Source organism: Phenylobacterium sp. (genome assembly GCF_030693625.1).
GTDB lineage: Bacteria > Pseudomonadota > Alphaproteobacteria > Caulobacterales > Caulobacteraceae > Phenylobacterium > Phenylobacterium ferrooxidans.
In genome coordinates this window covers 75,483-93,489 of sequence record NZ_JAUYAF010000070.1, presented here as the reverse complement: position 1 = coordinate 93,489, position 18,007 = coordinate 75,483, and the positions used below count along the sequence as shown (strand labels likewise).

The 18,007-nt window shown below is 68.2% G+C and carries 13 protein-coding genes; 7 read left to right on the top strand and 6 right to left on the bottom strand.

Going from position 1 to position 18,007, the window contains the following annotated elements:
* Positions 1-7: 7 nt before the first annotated feature.
* The 3 genes from Q8N10_RS15945 to Q8N10_RS15935 form a co-directional block, all read right to left on the bottom strand.
* Complete coding sequence (locus tag Q8N10_RS15945; RefSeq protein WP_304779071.1) at positions 8-2,074, bottom strand: ATP-binding protein; 2,067 nt, start codon at positions 2,072-2,074, stop codon at positions 8-10.
* Positions 2,075-2,599: 525 nt separating this feature from the next.
* Positions 2,600-4,402, bottom strand: coding sequence for an ABC-F family ATP-binding cassette domain-containing protein (locus tag Q8N10_RS15940; protein WP_304779069.1), 1,803 nt, complete (start codon positions 4,400-4,402; stop codon positions 2,600-2,602).
* Between the two features lie 119 nt (positions 4,403-4,521).
* The gene (locus Q8N10_RS15935) at positions 4,522-6,735 is read right to left on the bottom strand and encodes a transglycosylase domain-containing protein (RefSeq protein ID WP_305663956.1); all 2,214 of its coding nucleotides are present in this window, start codon (positions 6,733-6,735) and stop codon (positions 4,522-4,524) included.
* 54 nt (positions 6,736-6,789) lie between these two features.
* Here Q8N10_RS15935 and Q8N10_RS15930 point away from each other — a divergent pair, with 54 nt between their 5' ends.
* Positions 6,790-7,254, top strand: a complete 465-nt coding sequence (locus Q8N10_RS15930; RefSeq protein ID WP_304779065.1) for a YcgN family cysteine cluster protein — start codon at positions 6,790-6,792, stop codon at positions 7,252-7,254.
* Here Q8N10_RS15930 and Q8N10_RS15925 read toward each other — a convergent pair.
* Positions 7,251-7,661, bottom strand: a complete 411-nt coding sequence (locus tag Q8N10_RS15925; protein WP_304779062.1) for a DUF805 domain-containing protein — start codon at positions 7,659-7,661, stop codon at positions 7,251-7,253. The genes Q8N10_RS15930 and Q8N10_RS15925 overlap by 4 nt on opposite strands.
* A gap of 147 nt (positions 7,662-7,808) precedes the next feature.
* Between Q8N10_RS15925 and Q8N10_RS15920 the strand changes: the two genes are divergently transcribed.
* Together Q8N10_RS15920 and chrA are read left to right on the top strand one after the other, a co-directional pair.
* The gene (locus Q8N10_RS15920) at positions 7,809-8,741 is read left to right on the top strand and encodes a DnaJ C-terminal domain-containing protein (protein WP_304779060.1); all 933 of its coding nucleotides are present in this window, start codon (positions 7,809-7,811) and stop codon (positions 8,739-8,741) included.
* Positions 8,742-8,986: 245 nt separating this feature from the next.
* Positions 8,987-10,378, top strand: a complete 1,392-nt coding sequence (gene chrA / locus Q8N10_RS15915) for a chromate efflux transporter (protein ID WP_304779057.1) — start codon at positions 8,987-8,989, stop codon at positions 10,376-10,378.
* A 39-nt stretch (positions 10,379-10,417) separates the two neighbouring features.
* Here chrA and Q8N10_RS15910 read toward each other — a convergent pair whose 3' ends face one another.
* Positions 10,418-11,536: a sensor histidine kinase gene (locus Q8N10_RS15910; RefSeq protein WP_304779054.1), complete on the bottom strand. Its 1,119-nt coding sequence runs from the start codon at positions 11,534-11,536 to the stop codon at positions 10,418-10,420.
* 209 nt (positions 11,537-11,745) lie between these two features.
* On the opposite strand from Q8N10_RS15910, the gene Q8N10_RS15905 reads away from it, so the two are divergent.
* From Q8N10_RS15905 to Q8N10_RS15890, 4 genes are all read left to right on the top strand, one after another.
* The gene (locus Q8N10_RS15905; protein WP_304779051.1) at positions 11,746-12,081 is read left to right on the top strand and encodes a PepSY domain-containing protein; all 336 of its coding nucleotides are present in this window, start codon (positions 11,746-11,748) and stop codon (positions 12,079-12,081) included.
* 71 nt (positions 12,082-12,152) lie between these two features.
* The gene (locus Q8N10_RS15900; protein ID WP_304779048.1) at positions 12,153-12,845 is read left to right on the top strand and encodes a response regulator transcription factor; all 693 of its coding nucleotides are present in this window, start codon (positions 12,153-12,155) and stop codon (positions 12,843-12,845) included.
* Complete coding sequence (locus Q8N10_RS15895; RefSeq protein WP_304779045.1) at positions 12,842-14,230, top strand: sensor histidine kinase; 1,389 nt, start codon at positions 12,842-12,844, stop codon at positions 14,228-14,230. The genes Q8N10_RS15900 and Q8N10_RS15895 overlap by 4 nt, the downstream gene beginning before the upstream one ends.
* An 84-nt stretch (positions 14,231-14,314) precedes the next feature.
* On the top strand, positions 14,315-15,694 hold the full coding sequence (locus Q8N10_RS15890; RefSeq protein WP_304779043.1) for a hypothetical protein: 1,380 nt from the start codon (positions 14,315-14,317) through the stop codon (positions 15,692-15,694).
* Between the two features lie 262 nt (positions 15,695-15,956).
* Here Q8N10_RS15890 and Q8N10_RS15885 read toward each other — a convergent pair whose 3' ends face one another.
* Entirely contained in the window at positions 15,957-17,552 is a 1,596-nt protein-coding gene (locus Q8N10_RS15885; RefSeq protein ID WP_304779040.1) for an AbgT family transporter, read from the bottom strand.
* Positions 17,553-18,007 lie beyond the last annotated feature (455 nt).

Genomic DNA, 18,007 nt, shown 5'->3' with positions numbered 1-18,007 from the left:
ATTCCGCTCAGGCAGCCGCCTCCCGCGCGTGTTCCAGCCATTTGGCCAGGACCGCATGCAGGGCTTCGATCTGGATCGGCTTGCCGACGGCGTCCACCATGCCGGCCTTCAGGCAGCGCTCCACCATCTCGGGCATGACGTCGGCGCTCATGGCGATGATCGGCACGGCGGCGCAGGGGCCGCCAAGGGCGCGGATCAGGCGGGTGGCTTCCAGCCCGTCCATTCGGGGCATGTGGACGTCCATCAGGATCAGGTCGCAGGTTCCGTCGCGGGCGGCGGCCACGGCCTCCTCGCCGTTCTCGGCCAGCACCACCTCGCAGCCCAGCAGGGTCAGGACTGTGGCGCCCAGTTCGCGGTTCACCGGATGGTCGTCCACCAGCAGCACCTTGGCGCCCAGCTCGCCGATCTTGCGCATGCCGCCCGTGGGGGGCGGAGCCTCGGCGTCGGCCAGGGGGGCGTCGATCTCGAACCAGAAGACCGAGCCGTAGCCGGAGGCGCTGTCCAGGCCGATGCGGCCGCCCATCAGCTCGGTCAGTCCCTTGCAGATGGCGAGGCCCAGGCCGGTGCCGCCGTGGCTGCGGCTGACCGTGGAGTCGGCCTGGCTGAAGCGCTTGAACAGCTTCGTCGCTTGCTCCGTGGGGATGCCGATCCCGGTGTCGGTGACCACGAAGCGCAGGGTGGAGATCGTGCCCTCGACCGTGACCTCCAGGTCCAGGCGGACCCTGCCCCGCTCGGTGAACTTGATGGCGTTGGACAGCAGGTTCAGCAGGATCTGGCGCACCCGCAGGTCGTCGATCATCACCGCGCGCTCGACCTCGCCGCTGGTGTTGAACTGCAGGTCCAGACCCTTGCGGCGGGCCACCTCGGCGACGATGGCCAGGGTGTCCTGGGCCACGGCGCGGGGCTCGACGGGGCGGGGCGACAGGTCCACTTCGCCGGCCTCCATCTTGGAGAAGTCGAGGATGTCGTTGACCACGGTCAGCAGGGAGGAGCCGGCCCGGTCGATCAGGGTCAGCTGCCGGTTCGCCCCCTCGGGCAGGTCGCCGCGCTTCATCAGCACCTCGGTGAAGCCGATGATGCTGTTCATAGGGGTGCGGATCTCGTGGCTCATGGTGGCCAGGAATTCCGACTTGGCCTTGCCCGCCGCGACCGCGCGCGCCTGGGCGGCGCGGGCCACACGCGTGCGGCTGGCCCACAGGCGCTTCAGGCGCTTCTGGTCGGCGATGGCGAGCGCCGTGGCCAGGCTGGTGAAGAAGTTGATCCCGATCAGGAACTGAATGCCCCGGGTCTTCTCCAGCATGGTCCAGGTGGCGCCGGTGTGGGTCTCCTGCGAACCCAGCACCAGGCTGGAGGAGATCGAAGCCAGCATCATCGCCGCCACCGCCGCGCCGCGCGGACCCAGGCGGAAGGCGATCAGGGCCATCATCGGGAAGATGATCACCGGGGTCGGAAACCGCACCGGCACGAAGGCCAGCACGCACACCGCGGCCATCAGGCAATAGAGGCCGAACTGCTCGGGCCACTCGCGATGAAAGTCGCGCACCGTGTCCGAGCGTGCGATCAGCAGGACGGCGGGCAGGGCGATCGCCATGCCCAGGCCGTGCGCGTAGAACCAGGTGCTGAGCACCACATTGAAGCTGCGGTCGAAGAGGGTCAGGACGTCGGCCGCCACCACCGAACTGGCCGCCGTGGCCGGGACGATGGCGAACAGCAGCAGCTGGGCGACCCGCTTGAGGCTGGTGAGGCGCATGGTCTGGCCGCAGGCCTTGCGCGCCAGCCAGGCGGTGGCGAAGGCCTCGGCGAAGTTCAGCATCGGGAAGACCAGGCCGACCCCCAGCGGATTGCCGAGCCACAGGCCCGCCAGCCAGTTGATCAGGAAACAGACGGCGGCGGCCGGGAGGCTCAGGCGCCACGGCAGCAGCAGGAACATGGCCGCCAGGATTCCGTTCGACAGCCAGATGGCGGCCACCCCGGCCTCGCCCTTGGTCAGGGCGAGACTGAACAACGTGGCCGCCACGAAAGTAACGGTCAGGCTGAGGGTCAGAATCAGGTCGCGTGAAGGCTTGGCCAGCATCGAGGATCCCTACGAAGCCGCAGGATCATGCCCCATCCGGATGGGGAAATGTTTAAGCTGTGCCAAGTCGGGACAGAATGCCGCACCAAAATGGGTGATCCCCATAGCAAGAGGGCGGCGCGGCGGTTTCCCGCTGCGTCGCCCTCTCATCCAGATCCGTTGGGGGATCTGTGCCCAAAGGTCAGTTTGCGACTTCGAACGCGGGGTTACCCGCAGGTTTCCGTCGCCGACCGGTGTCCCGCGGAGATGAAGGTCCCGGCTTGCGCCGCTTCCAATCCTCCGAGAACCTTCTGCTCGCTTGGTCGAACCCGTTTCCGTGTCCGTCTGCGCCGCAGTCCCTCTCGACCTCTTGACCTTCCTCCCGAACCCTCTATGAAGCAAGCGCCGCGACTCGCCCCTATGTGAGCGGAGCGCTAAATCTCCGGGGATAACCTGTGGATGGTTTGGGGATTTCGCGGCGTTTTCCCTTAAGATTCAGCGCCAAGATCTATCCACAGCTAACCTGTGGTCGCAGCGAATCAGGCGCTAACGCCCGGCCTCCAGCGCCTCGCGCATCTCTTCCAGGGTCATCCAGTCTTCCTCGGCCTTAACCAGTTCGGCCTGGGCGGCGGCGTGAGCCTTGGTCAGCTTGTCGAAGCCGGTGGGGTCGCGGGCGTAGAGCGCCGGGTCGGCCATGTCGGCCTCCAGCTTGGCGATCTTGGCCGGCAGGCTGGCCATCAGGCCCTCGGCCTCCTTCAGCCGGTGCTGATCCTTGAAGGACAGCTTGGTGGTCTTCTTCGGCTCAGGCGCTTTCGGCGCGGCTTTCGGCGCTGTCGGCGGTGGGGCCGGGCTGGCGATGGCGCCGAAATAGCCGGGGTTCTGGCGCAGGAAGTCCTGCCAACCGCCCGGGGTCTCCACCACGTCGCCGCGGCCGTTCAGGGCGATGGTGGAGGTCGCCAGCCGGTCGATGAAGTCGCGGTCGTGGCTCACCAGGATCAGGGTGCCCTCGAAGTCGGCCAGCAGGTCCTCGAGCAGATCCAGCGTGTCCATGTCCAGGTCGTTGGTGGGTTCGTCCAGGATCAGCAGGTTGGCGGGCGTGGCCAGGGCGCGGGCAAGCAGCAGGCGGTTGCGCTCGCCTCCGGACAGGCTGCGCACCGGCTGGCGGATCTGGGCGTCGGTGAACAGGAAGTCCTTGGCGTAGGCGTTCACGTGCTTGGGCAGGCCGCGCACCATCACCTGGTCGCCCCCCAGCGGGGTCAGCACGTCGCGCAGCATCATGTCGGGCTTCAGGTCGGCCCGGGCCTGGTCGATATAGGCGGTCTCCAGATTGGCCCCCAGCTTCACTGAGCCCTCGTCCGGAGCGATCTCCCCCAGCAGCATCTTCACCAGGGTGGTCTTGCCCGCCCCGTTGGGGCCGACGATGGCCACCCGGTCGCCGCGCAGGATGCGGGTGGAGAAGCTTTTCAGCAGGGTGCGGTCGCCGAAGCCCTTGGCGATCCCGCGGGCCTCGATCACCCGCTGGCCCGACAGGCCGGAGGAGGCGATGCCCATGTTCATCTCGCCGCGCACCTCGCGCAGGCGTTCAACATTCACCTGCCGCAGGTCCATCAGGGCGCGCCGGCGGCCCTCGTTGCGGGCCCGACGGCCGGTGACCCCGCGCTGCAGCCAGTGCTCTTCCTGCTCCAGCTTCTTATCGATCTTGCGCCCTTCCTCGGCCTCGGCGGCCAGGACCTGCTCCACCCACGCGTCGAAGGCGGCGAACCCCTTGTCCAGGCGGCGCACCTTGCGGTGCTCCAGCCAGAAGCAGCGTTGGGTGGTGCGCTCCAGGAAGGCGCGGTCGTGGCTGACGATGACCATGGCCGCCCGGCTGGAGGACAACTCCTGTTCCAGGGTCTCGATGGCCAGGATGTCCAGGTGGTTGGTGGGCTCGTCCAGCAGCAGCAGGTCCGGGTCCTCGGCGAAGGCGCGGGCCAGGGCCACGCGGCGGATTTCCCCGCCCGAGAGGCCCGAGGTCGACTTCTCAGGATCAATGCCGAACTCGGTCAAGGCCGCCTGAGCCCTGTGCTCGGCCGCGCCGCCGGCGGTGCAGTGATCCAGCAGGGTGGCGCCGACGATCTCCGGCTCCTGCGGCACATAGGCGATGCGGGTGGCCGGCTGCACGGCGCGTTCGCCGTCGTCGGGCTGGATCTGGCCGGCCAGCATCTTCAGAAGGGTGGTCTTGCCTGCCCCGTTGCGCCCCACCAGGCAGGCGCGCGACCGTGGCTCCACCGACAGGTCAACGCCGTCGAACAGCATTTTCGGTCCGTCGGCGAGGCGGACGGACTTTAGGGCGAGGATGGGCGGCTTCATGCGGCGTTCGACATAGCGAGGCGCGGGCGCGAAGCAAGCTCTAGAGCGGCATTGAGCCGCGACATCCGCAATCTTATCCCAAACCGCTCATCCCGGCCTTCGCCGGGACGAGCGGAAGACTAGAATGGAATCTCCTCGATCGACGGCGGCTCCACGGGCGGCTTGGGTTCGATGGGCTCAGGCGGGATCGCGGCCTGGGCGTCGCGGGCGGCGGCGGAGAATTCCTCGGCCAGGCCCTCATAGAAGTCGTTGCGCGGATCAGCCTCCAAATCGGGCTCGGGATCGGGCAGCAGCCAGTCGAAGTCGCGGACCGGCAGCTTGTCGTGCGCCACCATCATGAACTCCCGCCAGATGGAGGCCGACATGACCCCGCCGGTGATCTTGTTCATCGGTTTGTCGTCGTCGTTGCCCACCCAGACCCCGGCCACATAGTCGGGCGTGAAGCCCACGAACCAGGCGTCGCGCCAGTTCTGGCTGGTGCCGGTCTTGCCCGCCGCCGGCCGGCCGAAATTGGCCCGGGTGCCGGTGCCGCCGGTGATCACCTTCTTCATCATCTTCACCATCATGCTGGCGCGCGCGATGTCGTATGCGGGCACGGGCGAAGAGGTCTGGTGCAGGAAGACCGACTGGCCGCTGATCGTCTTGATTTCATCGACCATGTACGGGGTGATCCGGGCGCCCCCGGTCTGGAAGACCTGGAAGCCGGAGACCATCTCGATCAGCGGCACCTCGTAGGAGCCGAGCGCCACCGACAGGTTCGGGCTGGCCGGAATGGTGGTGATGCCAAAGCGCCGCGCCAGTTCGGCCACGCCCGGGCCGCCGACCTCCTGGGCCAGTTTCACCGCCACGGTGTTGATGGAGCGGGCCAGCGCAGTGTCGATGGTCACCGCGCCCCGATAGCCGCCGCCGTAGTTCTCGGGCTTCCAGTCGCCGAACTTCACCGGACCGTCGATGCGCACATCGGTGGGCATGACGCCCTTTTCCAGGGCGGCGGCATAGACGAAGGGCTTGAAGGACGAGCCCGGCTGCCGCCTGGCCTGGACCGCGCGGTTGAAGACGCTGGCGTTGTAGTCGAGCCCGCCGACCATGGTGCGGATGGCGCCCTCCGAGGAGATCGCCACCATGCTGGCCTGGGAGGCGCCGGCCGCCTTGCCCTCACCGGCGATGGCCTTGCGCAGGATGTTGGCGGCGGTCGCCTGCAGCTTGGGGTCGATGGTCAGCCGCACCATCAGGTCGGGCGAGTTGGGCCCTACCAGCTTCAGCACCTCGTTGGTGGCGTAGTCCAGCGCGTAGCCCATGTCCCCGTCATTGGCCAAGGCGCTGGGACTGATCAGCGGCGGCCGGGCTGCGGCGGTCGCGGCGTCCTCGGCGGTGGTCCAGCCCTCGCCCACCATGCGCTCCAGCACTAGGCGCTGGCGCTCCAGGGCGCCGGACATGTTGCGGTTCAGCGCCATGCGCGAGGGCGCCTTGGGCAGGCTGGCCAGCAGGGCGGCTTCCGACAGGTTCAGCTGGCTGGCGGGCTTGCCGAAATAGGTGCGCGAGGCGCCGTCGATGCCGAAGGTGTTGGCCCCGAAATAGATGCGGTTGAGGTACAGCTCCAGCACCTCGTCCTTGGTCAGCATCTTCTCCAGGCGCTGGGCCATGACGGCCTCCTGGATCTTCCGCGTCATGGTCTGATCGGGCGTCAGGAACAGGCCCTTGGCCAGCTGCTGTGAGAGGGTCGAGCCGCCCTCGACAACCCGGCCCGCGGCATAGTTGGCCCGCGCGGCGCGCAGGATGGCCCAGGGGTCCACGGCGCCGTGATGGTAGAAACGGCGGTCCTCGGCGGCCAGGAAGGCGCGCGGCACATAGTCGGGCAGCTGGTTCAGCGACACCCGGTCGCCGTACTTGGGCCCGCGCGAGGCGATCAGCACCCCGGTCTTGTCGAAGAACTTGATCGCCGGGGCCCGGTTGATCGCATACAGCGCCTCGCGCTCGGGCAGGGCCGGAATGTCCTTCAGATAGACCTGCTGCACATAGACCGCGCCGCCCAGCACCAGCAGGGCGGTGGCCGCGGCCACCACCACCAGGGTGGTCCACAGCCATTTGAGGTTCCTGGCCTTGCGCGGCCCGCCGCCGCCGCCGAACCCGGAACCGCCTCCGCCGGAGCCGCCGCGCTTGGCCTTGGGCGGCTTTTCCGTCTTCACCTTGGCCTTCTTCGACTTCGGCAGATCGGCCCGGAAGTGTTCGTCGGCCGCCGGTTCAGGCGTGGGCTCGCGCGCCGGCGCGCCCGGCGTCTGCGGGCCGGGCCTGGAGTCCGGGAACTTGTAAGGGTCGAGATTCCAGTCGGGCACGGGTCAAACTAACAAGGGGCGGCAGGGACGCTTTTGGTTTAGGACGCCCATAGCATGGCGACGAGACCTTACTGGGAAACGAAATCACTCCGCCAGATGACGGGGCCGGAGTGGGAAAGCCTATGCGACGGTTGCGGGCTTTGCTGCCTCGTTCGCTTCGAGGATGAGGATTCCGGCGAGATCATCCCCACCCGCGTGCATTGCCGATTGCTCGACGCCGGGACCTGCACCTGCAGTAACTATGTTGGGCGAAAGAAACATGTCCCCGACTGCATAAAACTGACGCCGCAAAACGTCGACCAGCTCCAGTGGATGCCGCTGTCCTGCGCCTACCGGCGGATCAATGAGGGCCGGGGCCTGGCCGACTGGCACCCGCTGATCTCCGGCGATCCGGAGAGTGTCCACCGCGCCGGCGTCTCCGTTCGAGGCGAGACCATCAGCGAGGACGAGCTCGAAGACCCTGAGGACGCCATGGCCTACGTCGCCTACGACCTCATGGAAGAGCGCGGCGACGACTAGGCCTTCGTCTTGGCCAGCCCGATCCACAGGGTCGCGCCCAGGAACGCCGCCACCCCCGCCAGCGGCCCGAAGAATCCGATCATCGTGGTCGGCGCCGGGCCGCGTCCGTCCAGCGCCCCCACCAGGAAGGCCACGCTGGCCAGGCCCGCGATCAGCAGCGCCGCGGGGATCGCCGCCAGGAAGCGGGAGCGCCCGGCGTCCTCCAGCCGCTTGGCCGCCAGGCACAGCCAGACGAACAGGCAAGCCAGCGCCAGGTAGAATCGCATCTGTAACGGATGGATCATCCCGGCCATGTAGTTTGCGAGGTCCGCCGCGAAGGCGGCCAGCAACACCACCAGCAGGCCGCGCCAGAAGCTGAGCCGGCCGATGCGGCCCCGGGGCCAGAGGAAGAGTTTGACGATGCTCATGGCGCCCCGGTCCGGATGGGTGGAGGCTAACGGTTCGGCGCCGGCCCGCGTATGTGGCATTTTTATCACATCCGCTCTTGCGCCTGGGTCCAAACAGCCTAATTGAAGGCCACGCATTCTCCCTGCGAACTGGAAGGTTTTTCTCTCTTGGCTGGCGATCCCTATCAGGAACTTGGCGTGACCCGTGGCGCGAGCGCCGACGAGGTCCGCAAGGCGTTCCGCAAGCTGGCCAAGAAGCATCACCCCGACACCAATCCGGGGGACAAGGCCTCGGAAGAAAAGTTCAAGCGGGTCAGCGCCGCCTTCGACATCGTCGGTGACCCCGACAAGCGCAAGAAGTTCGACGCCGGCGAGATCGACGCCGACGGCCGTGAGACCTCGCGTGGCTTCGGCGGCGGCGGTGGCGGCGGCGGGCCCTGGGGCCAGCCTGGCGGCGGCTGGAGCCCTCGCGGCCAGGCCGAGGGACCCGACGTCGATCTCAACGACATCCTTAGTGAAATCCTCGGCCGCAGCGCGCGCGGCGGCGCCCAGGGCGGGCAGGGCGGCGGCTTCGGCGGCTTCTCCCAGCGCGGCGCCGACGTGCGCGCCAAGCTCGAGATCGACCTGGAAGACACCATCCACGGCCCCAAGAAGCGCATCGCCTTCTCCGACGGCCGCACCATCGATGTCTCTATTCCCAAGGGGGCGGAGGAGGGCCAGACCCTGCGCCTTAAGGGGCAGGGCTCGCCGGGACGGGCAGGGCCGGGCGACGCCTTCATCGAGCTCACCATTCGGCCCCACTCGATCTTCCGGCGCGAGGGCGACAACCTGGTGATGGACCTGCCGGTCTCGATTCCCGACGCCATCCTCGGCGGCAAGGTCCAGGCGCCGACCCCTGACGGCCCCGTCAATGTCTCGGTTCCAAAGGGCGGTGGGTCATCCCTGCGCCTCAAGGGACGGGGCCTGTCGGACGCCAAGGGCAAGCGTGGCGACCTCCTGGCCCGCATCGTCCTGATGCTGCCGGAGGCCATCGACCCTGAGCTGGAGGCCTTCGCCGAGACCTGGCGCGCCGAGCGGCCCTACACCGCGCGGCGGCGCTAGAGGGCGCGTTCCGGCGGCGTCCAAGAGGCAGCCTCCGGTCGATCAGGACCCGTCGCCTCCCACCGGTTGCCATTCGCGTGGCTTTGCCCTAGCCGTGGAAAGACCGGGAGGGAGCGGTGTCCCGGACAGGCCTTGGCCCAACGACCGCGCATCTCCGCAGGGAGCAGGCGCATGGCTTGTGGCCGACCATCATACTTGAGCTTCACCCCTCAGATGACGGCTCTCGCCGTTCCGAGGGCGCCCCGATGAGCGAGACCTCAGTCCGCCCGCCCGCCGTTCCGTTCGGGGAGGCGGTGAAGACCTGGGCGCGCATCGCGGCCCTCAGCTTCGGCGGCCCGGCCGGCCAGATCGCGGTGATGCACCGTATCCTGGTGGAGGAGAAGCGGTGGCTCGGGGAGCGGCGGTTCCTGCACGCCCTCAACTACTGCATGCTGCTTCCGGGGCCCGAGGCCCAGCAGCTCGCCATTTATATCGGCTGGCTGATGCATCGGACGGCGGGGGGCCTGGTGGCCGGCCTGTTGTTCGTGCTGCCGGGCTTCCTGGCGATCATGGCGCTCAGCATCCTCTATGCCCTGTACGGAGGCGCGGGCCCGGTCAGCGCGCTCTTCTTCGGCCTCAAGGCCGCGGTGCTGGTGGTGGTTCTCCAGGCGGTGATCCGGGTCGGCGGCCGGTCGCTCAGGAACCCCGTCATGATCGGGCTCGCGGCCGCGGCGTTCGTCGGCATCTACGCCTTCGACATTCCGTTCCCGGTCATCATCCTGGCTGCGGGACTTATCGGCTTCCTCGGCGGCCGGGCCCGGATGAAGGCGTTCCTCGTCGGCGGCGGCCACGGTCCGAAGGTGACCCATGAGGTGGCGGACGCCGACACCGTCCTGGGCGAGGAGACGCCGGACCACGCGCGACCCCACCTGATCTGGGCGCTTCAGACCGGCGCCGTCCTGGCGCTGCTGTGGCTCACGCCCGTCCTGGGGCTCGGTCTCACCTTCGGATGGGACAACGTCTTTTCCGAGATCGCGGTGTTCTTCTCGAAGATGGCGGTGGTCACCTTCGGCGGCGCCTACGCTGTCCTGGCCTATGTCGCCCAGGAGGCGGTGCAGACCTATGGTTGGCTCAAGCCCGGCGAGATGCTCGACGGCCTGGGCATGGCCGAGACTACGCCGGGCCCCCTGATCATCGTCACCCAGTTCGTGGGCTTCATGGGCGCCTACAGGAACGCCGCCGGCATGGACCCGCTCACCGCGGGCGTGCTGGGGGGCATCCTCACCACCTGGGTGACCTTCGTGCCCTGTTTCCTTTGGATATTCCTCGGCGCCCCCTTCGTCGAAGCCCTGCGGGGCGCCAGGGCGCTCAACGCCGCGCTGGCGGCGATCACCGCGGCTGTGGTGGGGGTGATCCTCAATCTCGCCATCTGGTTTGCGCTCCACGTCCTGTTCGCCCAGGTGGCGTCTGTCCGGATCGGTCCCATGACGCTGGACGTTCCCGACCTGGCGTCGGTGAACCTCCCGGGTCTGCTGCTGTCCCTGGCCGCCGGAGTTGCGGCCTTCCGATTCAAGGTGGGCGTCATTCCCTTGCTGCTGGGCTGCGCCGCGGCGGGTGTGGCCTATTATCTGGCCACCGGCGGGGCGCCGCCCTCCTGAACCGACGCGACAGGGCGACGACGCGGCGCGCCCGAACCCTCAGGCCGCGTCGGCCCAGTCGAAAGTGATCTCCACCTGCATGCCCTTGCCGGGGGACGAGGTGACGTTCATGTGCGCCCGGGCGTTCTGCAGCAGGGAGCGGACGATGAGGGCCGAGAGCTTGCCCTGCTTGGGCCAGACATAGCCCTCGGGCAGGCCCACCCCATCATCAGCCACCAGGACGCGGCAACCTCCGCCGGTCTCGCTGGTGCTGTGCAGGGTGATGGTTCCGCCGTCGCGGCCCTGGAACGCGTGCTTGAGCGTATTGGTCAGCAGTTCGTTGACCACCAGGCCCGTGGGCATGGCGACATCAAGGGAGACCAGCCAGGTGTCCACCTGCATATCGAGGTGGATGCCCTCGACGGCATGGGCGCGCATCACGGCCGATGCGATTTCGCTGAGATAGATGCCGAGATCGACCACGCCCTCACCGGCGGAATCCCCCAGCGCGCGATACAGCAGGCCCAGGGCCTCCACCCGACCGGCCAGACGGTCGAAACCCTCGCCGGTGGAAAGATCGGTGACCCCGCGGGCCTCCACCCGGATCAGGGCGGTGATCATCTGCAGATTGTTCTTCACCCGATGCTGAAGCTCCAGCAGTTGGGTGTCCTTCTCCCTGACCTGCTCCTCCAGGGTGGTGAGCATCGAAGGGTCCCGCTTGGCGGCCGCGATCAGCGCCACCAGCCGGAAGGCGGGCTTGCCTTCGTCGTCCTCAATGATGTTGGACCAGGCGTCCACCATCATCCCGACATCGCTATGCGGCATGTTGAAGGACCCGAGATAGTCGCGCCCCTTGGCGATCGCCTCGCCCATCGACCTCGGGGACTGGGGCGGAGCCGCCTCGCCGGGCAGGCTCTGCCATCCATGGCCGAGCACGGTGGTGTTCAGCTGGCCCGACAGCCGCTCGAACTCCAGATTCGCGTAGATCACCCGTTCGACCGGGTTCAGTTCCGAGACCGCCACCGCGATCGGCACCTGGTCGAGGAACTGCTTGAAACGTTCGTTTCCGAGGGCCGCGGCGAGGTCAGGGCTGTCTAGCAGCTGCTCGATGCTGGTTGGGGGCTCGTCTGTGGGCATCTGGACCGTGGGCCTGCCGGTATGGCGCGCTTCTGCCGACATCTTCTAGGGGGTCTCGCCGGCTTAGGCTATCGGCAGCCATGGGACTGGCCTCCCAAGGGAGCCATCGCGGTGGAACCGGCCAGGTCGGCGGTGGCTCCGCCCCCTTGCGTTCGCCTTCCACGCGGCTTCGGCGTGACAGAGCGCCGCACCGCCTGCATAACCCCTCTCATTCAGGCTGGGTTCAGTCGCGGAGCTCTAAACCTCTGGGCATGAAGCGTTCACTCGCCATAGCCGTCCTTCTCCTGGCGCTCACCCCGGTGGTGTCCCAGGCGCAGGGCTATCCGGACTACGGGCGGCCGTCCTACGGCGCCCGTGGTGACCAGGACCAGGCGCGCGCCGCCGTGCGCGGCGGCCGTCAGGTGCCGTTGTCCCAGGTCATCAGCCGCATCGCCGCGCGCACCCCCGGCCGTCAGCTCAACACCACCATGGGCGACTATTCCGGCCGCCCTGCCTATTTCGTTCAGTGGCAGACCCCCGACGGGCGGGTGATGATCTTCATCGTCGACGCCGAGAGCGGTCAGATTCTGTCGCGCGAAGGCGGCTAGGCTTTTAGTTTGAGCGTGACGGGCGCCGAGACCGGCTTCCACTTTCGGCTGTCACGCTCTGGAGGGACTCCATGCGCATCCTACTGGTCGAAGACGATCCGGACCTCTCGCGGCAACTGAAGTCCGCCCTGGGCGACGCCGGCTACGCCGTCGATCACGCGGGCGACGGCGAGGAAGCCCAGTTCCTTGGCGAGACCGAACCCTATGACGCCGTCATCCTCGATCTCGGCCTGCCCAAGGTGGACGGGGTGTCGGTGCTGGAGCGCTGGCGGCGGGGCAATGTCGCCACCCCGGTGCTGATCCTCACCGCCCGCGGCGCCTGGAGCGAGAAGGTCGCGGGCTTCGACGCCGGCGCCGACGACTATCTCACCAAGCCCTTCCATACCGAGGAGCTGCTGGCCCGCCTGCGGGCCCTGCTGCGCCGCTCCGCCGGCCACGCCGCCCCCAGCCTGTCGGTGGGCGGCCTGCGCCTGGACCCCCGCGCGGCGCGCGCCACGGTCAATGGCGAGCCCCTGCGGCTCACCTCCCTGGAATACCGCCTGCTGCACTATCTGATGATGCATCAGGGCCGGGTGATCAGCCGCACCGAGCTGGTGGAGCACCTCTACGACCAGGACTTCGACCGGGATTCTAACACCATCGAGGTGTTCATCGGCCGGGTTCGCAAGAAGATCGGCGCCGACCGCATCGATACGGTGCGCGGCCTGGGCTACCGCCTGACCGCCCCGCCGGAAGAGCTGGAGGACCAGGCGGCCGGCGCGTGAAATTCGAGTTCCTCCGCCGCCCGTCCCTTGTCCGCCGGCTGGTGATCCTGGCCGCCGGCTGGTCGCTGGCGGTGCTGCTGGTGACGGCCCTGGTGCTCTCCATGCTGTTCCAGCAGGCGGCGATCCGGCGGTTCGACCAGGGCCTGGCCGAGCTGATCGACAACCTCACCGCCGGCGCCACCATCGACCAGGCCACCAAGCGACCGGTCGGTCCGGCCTTCACCGACCTGCGGGCCCTGCGCGCCTATTCCGGCAAGTACTGGCAGATCAGCGAGCCGGTGAACGGGGTGCTGCGGGCCCGCGTCCGCTCCCGCTCCCTGTGGGACAGCGAGCTGAAGTCGCCCCCGGATCTCGCCCTGCGGCTGGCGGCTGACCCCGGCAAGCCGATCTTCTACGACACCCGCGGCCCCCTGAACGAACCCCTGCGCGCCATGGCCACCCGGGCCGAGCTGCCGGGCGGCGAGTCGCCGGTGGTGTTCATGGCCGCCGAGGACCGCAGCCCGGTCGACCGGGATATCCGCAACTTCGTCACCGCAACGTCGGTGGCCTTCCTGCTGCTGGGGATCGGTATGGTGGCCGCCGTGGTGATCCAGGTCCGGGTGGGCCTGAACCCGCTGTTCGCCCTGCGCCACGAGGTGGCCTATGTCCGGCGCGGCAAGCGCGAGCGGATCGAGGGCGCCTATCCCACCGAACTGAAGCCCCTGGCCGATGAGCTCAACGCCCTGATGGCCCACAACCAGGAGGTCGTGGAGCGCCAGCGGACCCACGTCGGCAACCTGGCCCATGCGCTCAAGACCCCGCTGTCGGTGATGCTGGCCGAGTCCCAGGCCCAGCCGGGGCCCCTGGCCGACGTGGTGACCCGCCAGTCGGAGGCCATGCGCCAGCAGGTCGACCACCACCTGCGCCGCGCGCGCGCCGCCGCCCGCACCCAGGGCTCGGGCGAGCGCACCTCCGTCGCCGATGTGTTGGACGAACTCTCGCGGACCCTGGAGCGCATCTTCCAGGACAAGGGCGTCACCATCGACTGGGACGCCGCCGACGACCTCTATTTCCTGGGGGAGCGGCAGGACCTGCTGGAGCTGGCCGGCAACGCCATGGAGAACGCCACCAAATGGTGCAAGGCTCGGGTCCGGGTCCGGGCCGAGATGGTCTCGCCCGAGTGGCTGAGGCTCTCGGTCGAGGACGATGGGCCGGGTCTGACCCCCGCCGAGCGCGAGGCCGCCGTGCAGCGCGGCGCCCGTCTGGACGAAAGCGCGCCAGGCTCCGGCCTCGGGCTCAACATTATGGACGAGCTCGCCCGCGCCTATGGCGGCGCGCTGAAGCTGGACCAAGCCAGGCTGGGCGGCCTTTCGGTGGTTTTGGAGCTGCCTCGGGCCGAGGCTTGATTCCTCAGTCTTTGGAAAGCCTTAACTCGCCTCGAACCATGTTCTCCAGTGACGCGTGCCCCGGATCGCGTCTGGAGCGTTCCCATGTCCGGTCTGTCCGACCGCAAGATCGAAATCGTGCGTCACCTGGTCGAATCCGCCCCCGACAAGATCGTGGGCGGATTGCAGAACGCTTTGGCGTCGGCCTCCGGTGACTCGGTCCTGGCCGGCGTCCGCCGTCTGGTGGAGAGCGAGGTGGCCGACCGCCGCCTGCGCAACGCCGTCCTTTCCCCCATCGCGCCCCTCTGCGTGGCCCGCGCCGCCGAGCCGAACCAGATCATCTTCCCGCCCCGCGTCCTGGCCCTCATCTGGCGCGGCCTGAAGGAGACCTGCCCCACCGAGGTCCTGAAGGCTGAACGGACCCTCACCGACTATCGGGCCGACGAGACCTCCACCGAACCCTTCGACATCCTGGCGGCCGCCGCCGTCGAAGCTCTGCGCGAGCGTCAGCAGCGCGACTTCGCCGCCGCCGCCGACCTGGCCGACGCCAGCCGCGAGAACGGCGCCGAGCTGCTGATCTCCTGCCTGGCCCTCTCGCCCATCATTCGCGAGGCCACCCTGCGGCTGCCCGAATGGATCAGCCGCACCACCGATGAACGCGCCGCAGCCGCCCGCCTGGCCTACAAGGACGCCGTCGCCATCTCCGACGACGCCGGCCCGCGGTTCTTCACGATGCTGGCCGCCCAGCTCGCCGAGCCCTGGACCATCCTGCGCATCGTCTCGGCGGTAATGGACCGTCCCACCGAACACTACCTGGCCGCCTCGGAGTTCTCGGCCTTCGCCGAGCAGCTGATGGACGACATCGACAAGAACCTCATCAAGGTGGCTCAGCTCGACCTGGCCGGCGGGCCCCAGGCCGGCCGCGACGCCGGCGCGGTCGTCGAACTGATCACCCTGCAGATCGCCGAGATCGAGAACTCGGTCGAACTCGGCAAGGAAGGCGGCTGGGGCGGCCGCGTCCAGAAGCAGAAGAAGAGCCTGGCCGGCGTGGTCGAGGGCCGCCTGCGCGAGTGCGACAAGATCATCGGCCAGGCCCTGCCGTCCCACAGCGTGCGCGTCGCCCGCATGATGAAGAGCCTGCCCCGCCTGACCGGCGAGCCCGACGAGAAGGCCGTCACTCGAGCCATCACCCTGCTGACCTTCCTGGAGTCGGTTCGCTCCAGCGCCAACTATGGCGGCTTCGCCTCCACCCGCACCAAGGTGGTGGAGAAGGTTGGCGAGACCATCGACGACTATGTCGAGGAGGTCCTGGCCCTGTTGCGCGAGGGTGAGGTCCCCGATCCCGAGGTGGCCCGCGTCTTCCTGGGCGTGGCGGCCGACTGCTCGACCCTGCTGCGCGACGCGCGCGCCGGCGACGTGATCCGCCGCCGCGCCGCCGCCGCCCTGGGGGCGGTCAAACCCGCCACCGACAGCGCGGCGGCCTAGGGTCGGCTCTCCTGTTTCTCAGATGCTCGCGGGCGCCGAAGACCGCCGAAATGTCGGCTTGCGGCGCCATGGCCCACTTCGCGTCTCGGCCGTCGCGGAGGTTAAGGGCGAAGCTGACCAACTTCGACCTGGGGCTCAAAGCTGACGTTGGAAGAGCCCGCTTTCCGGCATGAACCAAGGCGCCGGCTACGCGCCCCCCCGATCAGGGACAACTGACTCATCGGTGACGTGGACAGAGTCCGCTCAGGGCGACCGGCTGACGTCACTCCACCGGCGGCGTGTAATACACTTGGGCTCCGGGGCCGAGTGGGAGATCGAGGAGCACCCATCCGGCGGTCATCGCGATCCCAGCGATCATGAAGCCCAGGGCGTAGGGCAGCATCAGCGCGAGCAGCGAACCGACCCCGACAGTGTTGTCCCATCGCCTGGCGAAGGCGAGGATGAGCGGGAAGTAGCTCATTAGTGGGGTCATGATGTTGGTGTAGCTGTCCCCCATACGATAGGCGGCCGTCGTCATCTCCGGGCTGACGCCGAGCAGCATGAACATGGGCACGACCACGGGCGAGAGCGCGCTCCACTTGGCCGAGGCTGAGCCGATGAACAGGTCCAGGAAGGAGGAGAGCAGCAGCACGCAGACCAGCAGGACCGCCGGCGACAGGGCCATGCCCTGCAGGGCCGCCGCACCGTTGATCGCGAGGATGGGCCCGATGCCCGACCAGTTGAACATGGCGACAAAGTGCGCCGCGAAGAACACGAAAACGAGATACGGGGCCATGGTCCGAACCCCATGTTGCATCATCTCCATGACGTCGTCGGCGCCTTTCACGGCGCCGACGGCCCGGCCGAACGCGGCGCCCGTGAGGAGAAACAGCAAGAAGAAGCCGGCGATCAAGGACGCGTACAGCGGCTGTAGACGGGCCGGGCCCGCGGCCGCCTCATCGATGAGGGGTGTGTAGCCCGGCCAAAGCGCCAGCGCCGCGAAGCCGCACGTGAGCAGCAGGGCCACAAGGCCAGCGTCGCGTAGTCCCTTTCGCTCTTCCGGCGTGATCCCCGCCTTGTCGAGATCGGCGCGGAGCTCCTCATCGACGACCCCGCCCCACGGGCCGAGGCGCGGCTCGATGACTCGGTCGGTGAGGAACCAGATGATGGGGGTGAACACGCCGACGATCGCGAGAATGTAGTACCAATTGCCGAGCGGGTTCATGGTCCAGTCCGGCTGCACAATCCGGGCGGCTTCCTGGGTGAAGCCCAGGAGCAGGACGTCGATCTGCCCCGGCACGACGTTGCCGGCGTAGCCTCCCGACACCGCGGCGAAGGCGGCCGCCAGACCGGCCAGCGGATGGCGTCCCGCAACGGCGAAGACGATCGCGGCCAAAGGAATGAAGACCACATAGGCAGCGTCCGACGCGTGGTGGGACACCATGCCGATCAGCGCCAGGATGGGCGTGAGCAGGGCCTTGTGGGCGTTGCCGAGCGAGGCGCGGATCAACGCTGAGAACAGCCCGGACCGCTCGGCCACGGCGGCGCCCAGCATGATCGTCAGCACGAGACCGAGCGGCGCGAAACTGGCGTAGGTGCGCGGCATCTCCGTGAACAGACGCGCGATGTTCTCCTCGGAGAACAGATTGGTCGCCCGGTAGGTCAGCACGCCATTCGCGAGTTCGGCGTAAGCAGGCGCCTTATCGCCGCTGTAGGCGAGTGAAGCCTCCCAGCCCCGGCTCGCGCCGAACCAGGAGAGCAACATCAAGACGCCGATGAGATAGAGGAAGATGACGGTTGGGTCCGGCAGCCGGTTGCCCACGCGCTCGATCATGCCCAGGAAGCCGCGCTGTGGACGCCCGGAGGTGTGGCCGGTCATGAGGGTCAGCGCTCCGGTACTTTGCGGCAAGTTGCAGTGAGCTGCGCTCGGGCCGGAACGGACGACGCTTCCCCGCTCGCGACTCTATCCAAGTGTTTAGGCTGAAGCTAGACGGCGCCCTCAACCGCGCGCCTGCAGGCGCGCCACATCGTTCTGTCCCGCCAAGAAGGACCGAAGGGCGCGGGAGTAGGCCTCGGCGGACCTCTGGCGGGCCCGGCTGGATCTCCGTGATCAATGGGGACGTTGGCGAATGTTCGCTGGTGATTTCAAGATCCGCTTCCCGCCGCGCGCCCAACTTCGGCTTCTGGTGCTCGGCGAATGGTCCGGAAATCCTGATGTAGAGAGTGGGGAGGCCGTGCGGACGTCGAGAGGTGAGGTTCGTCGCAACCTCTGCATCGCACCCTCTCGAGCCCTCAAGTCGGTCCTGGTTTCGGCGAACCGGCGCGTGGCGCGTT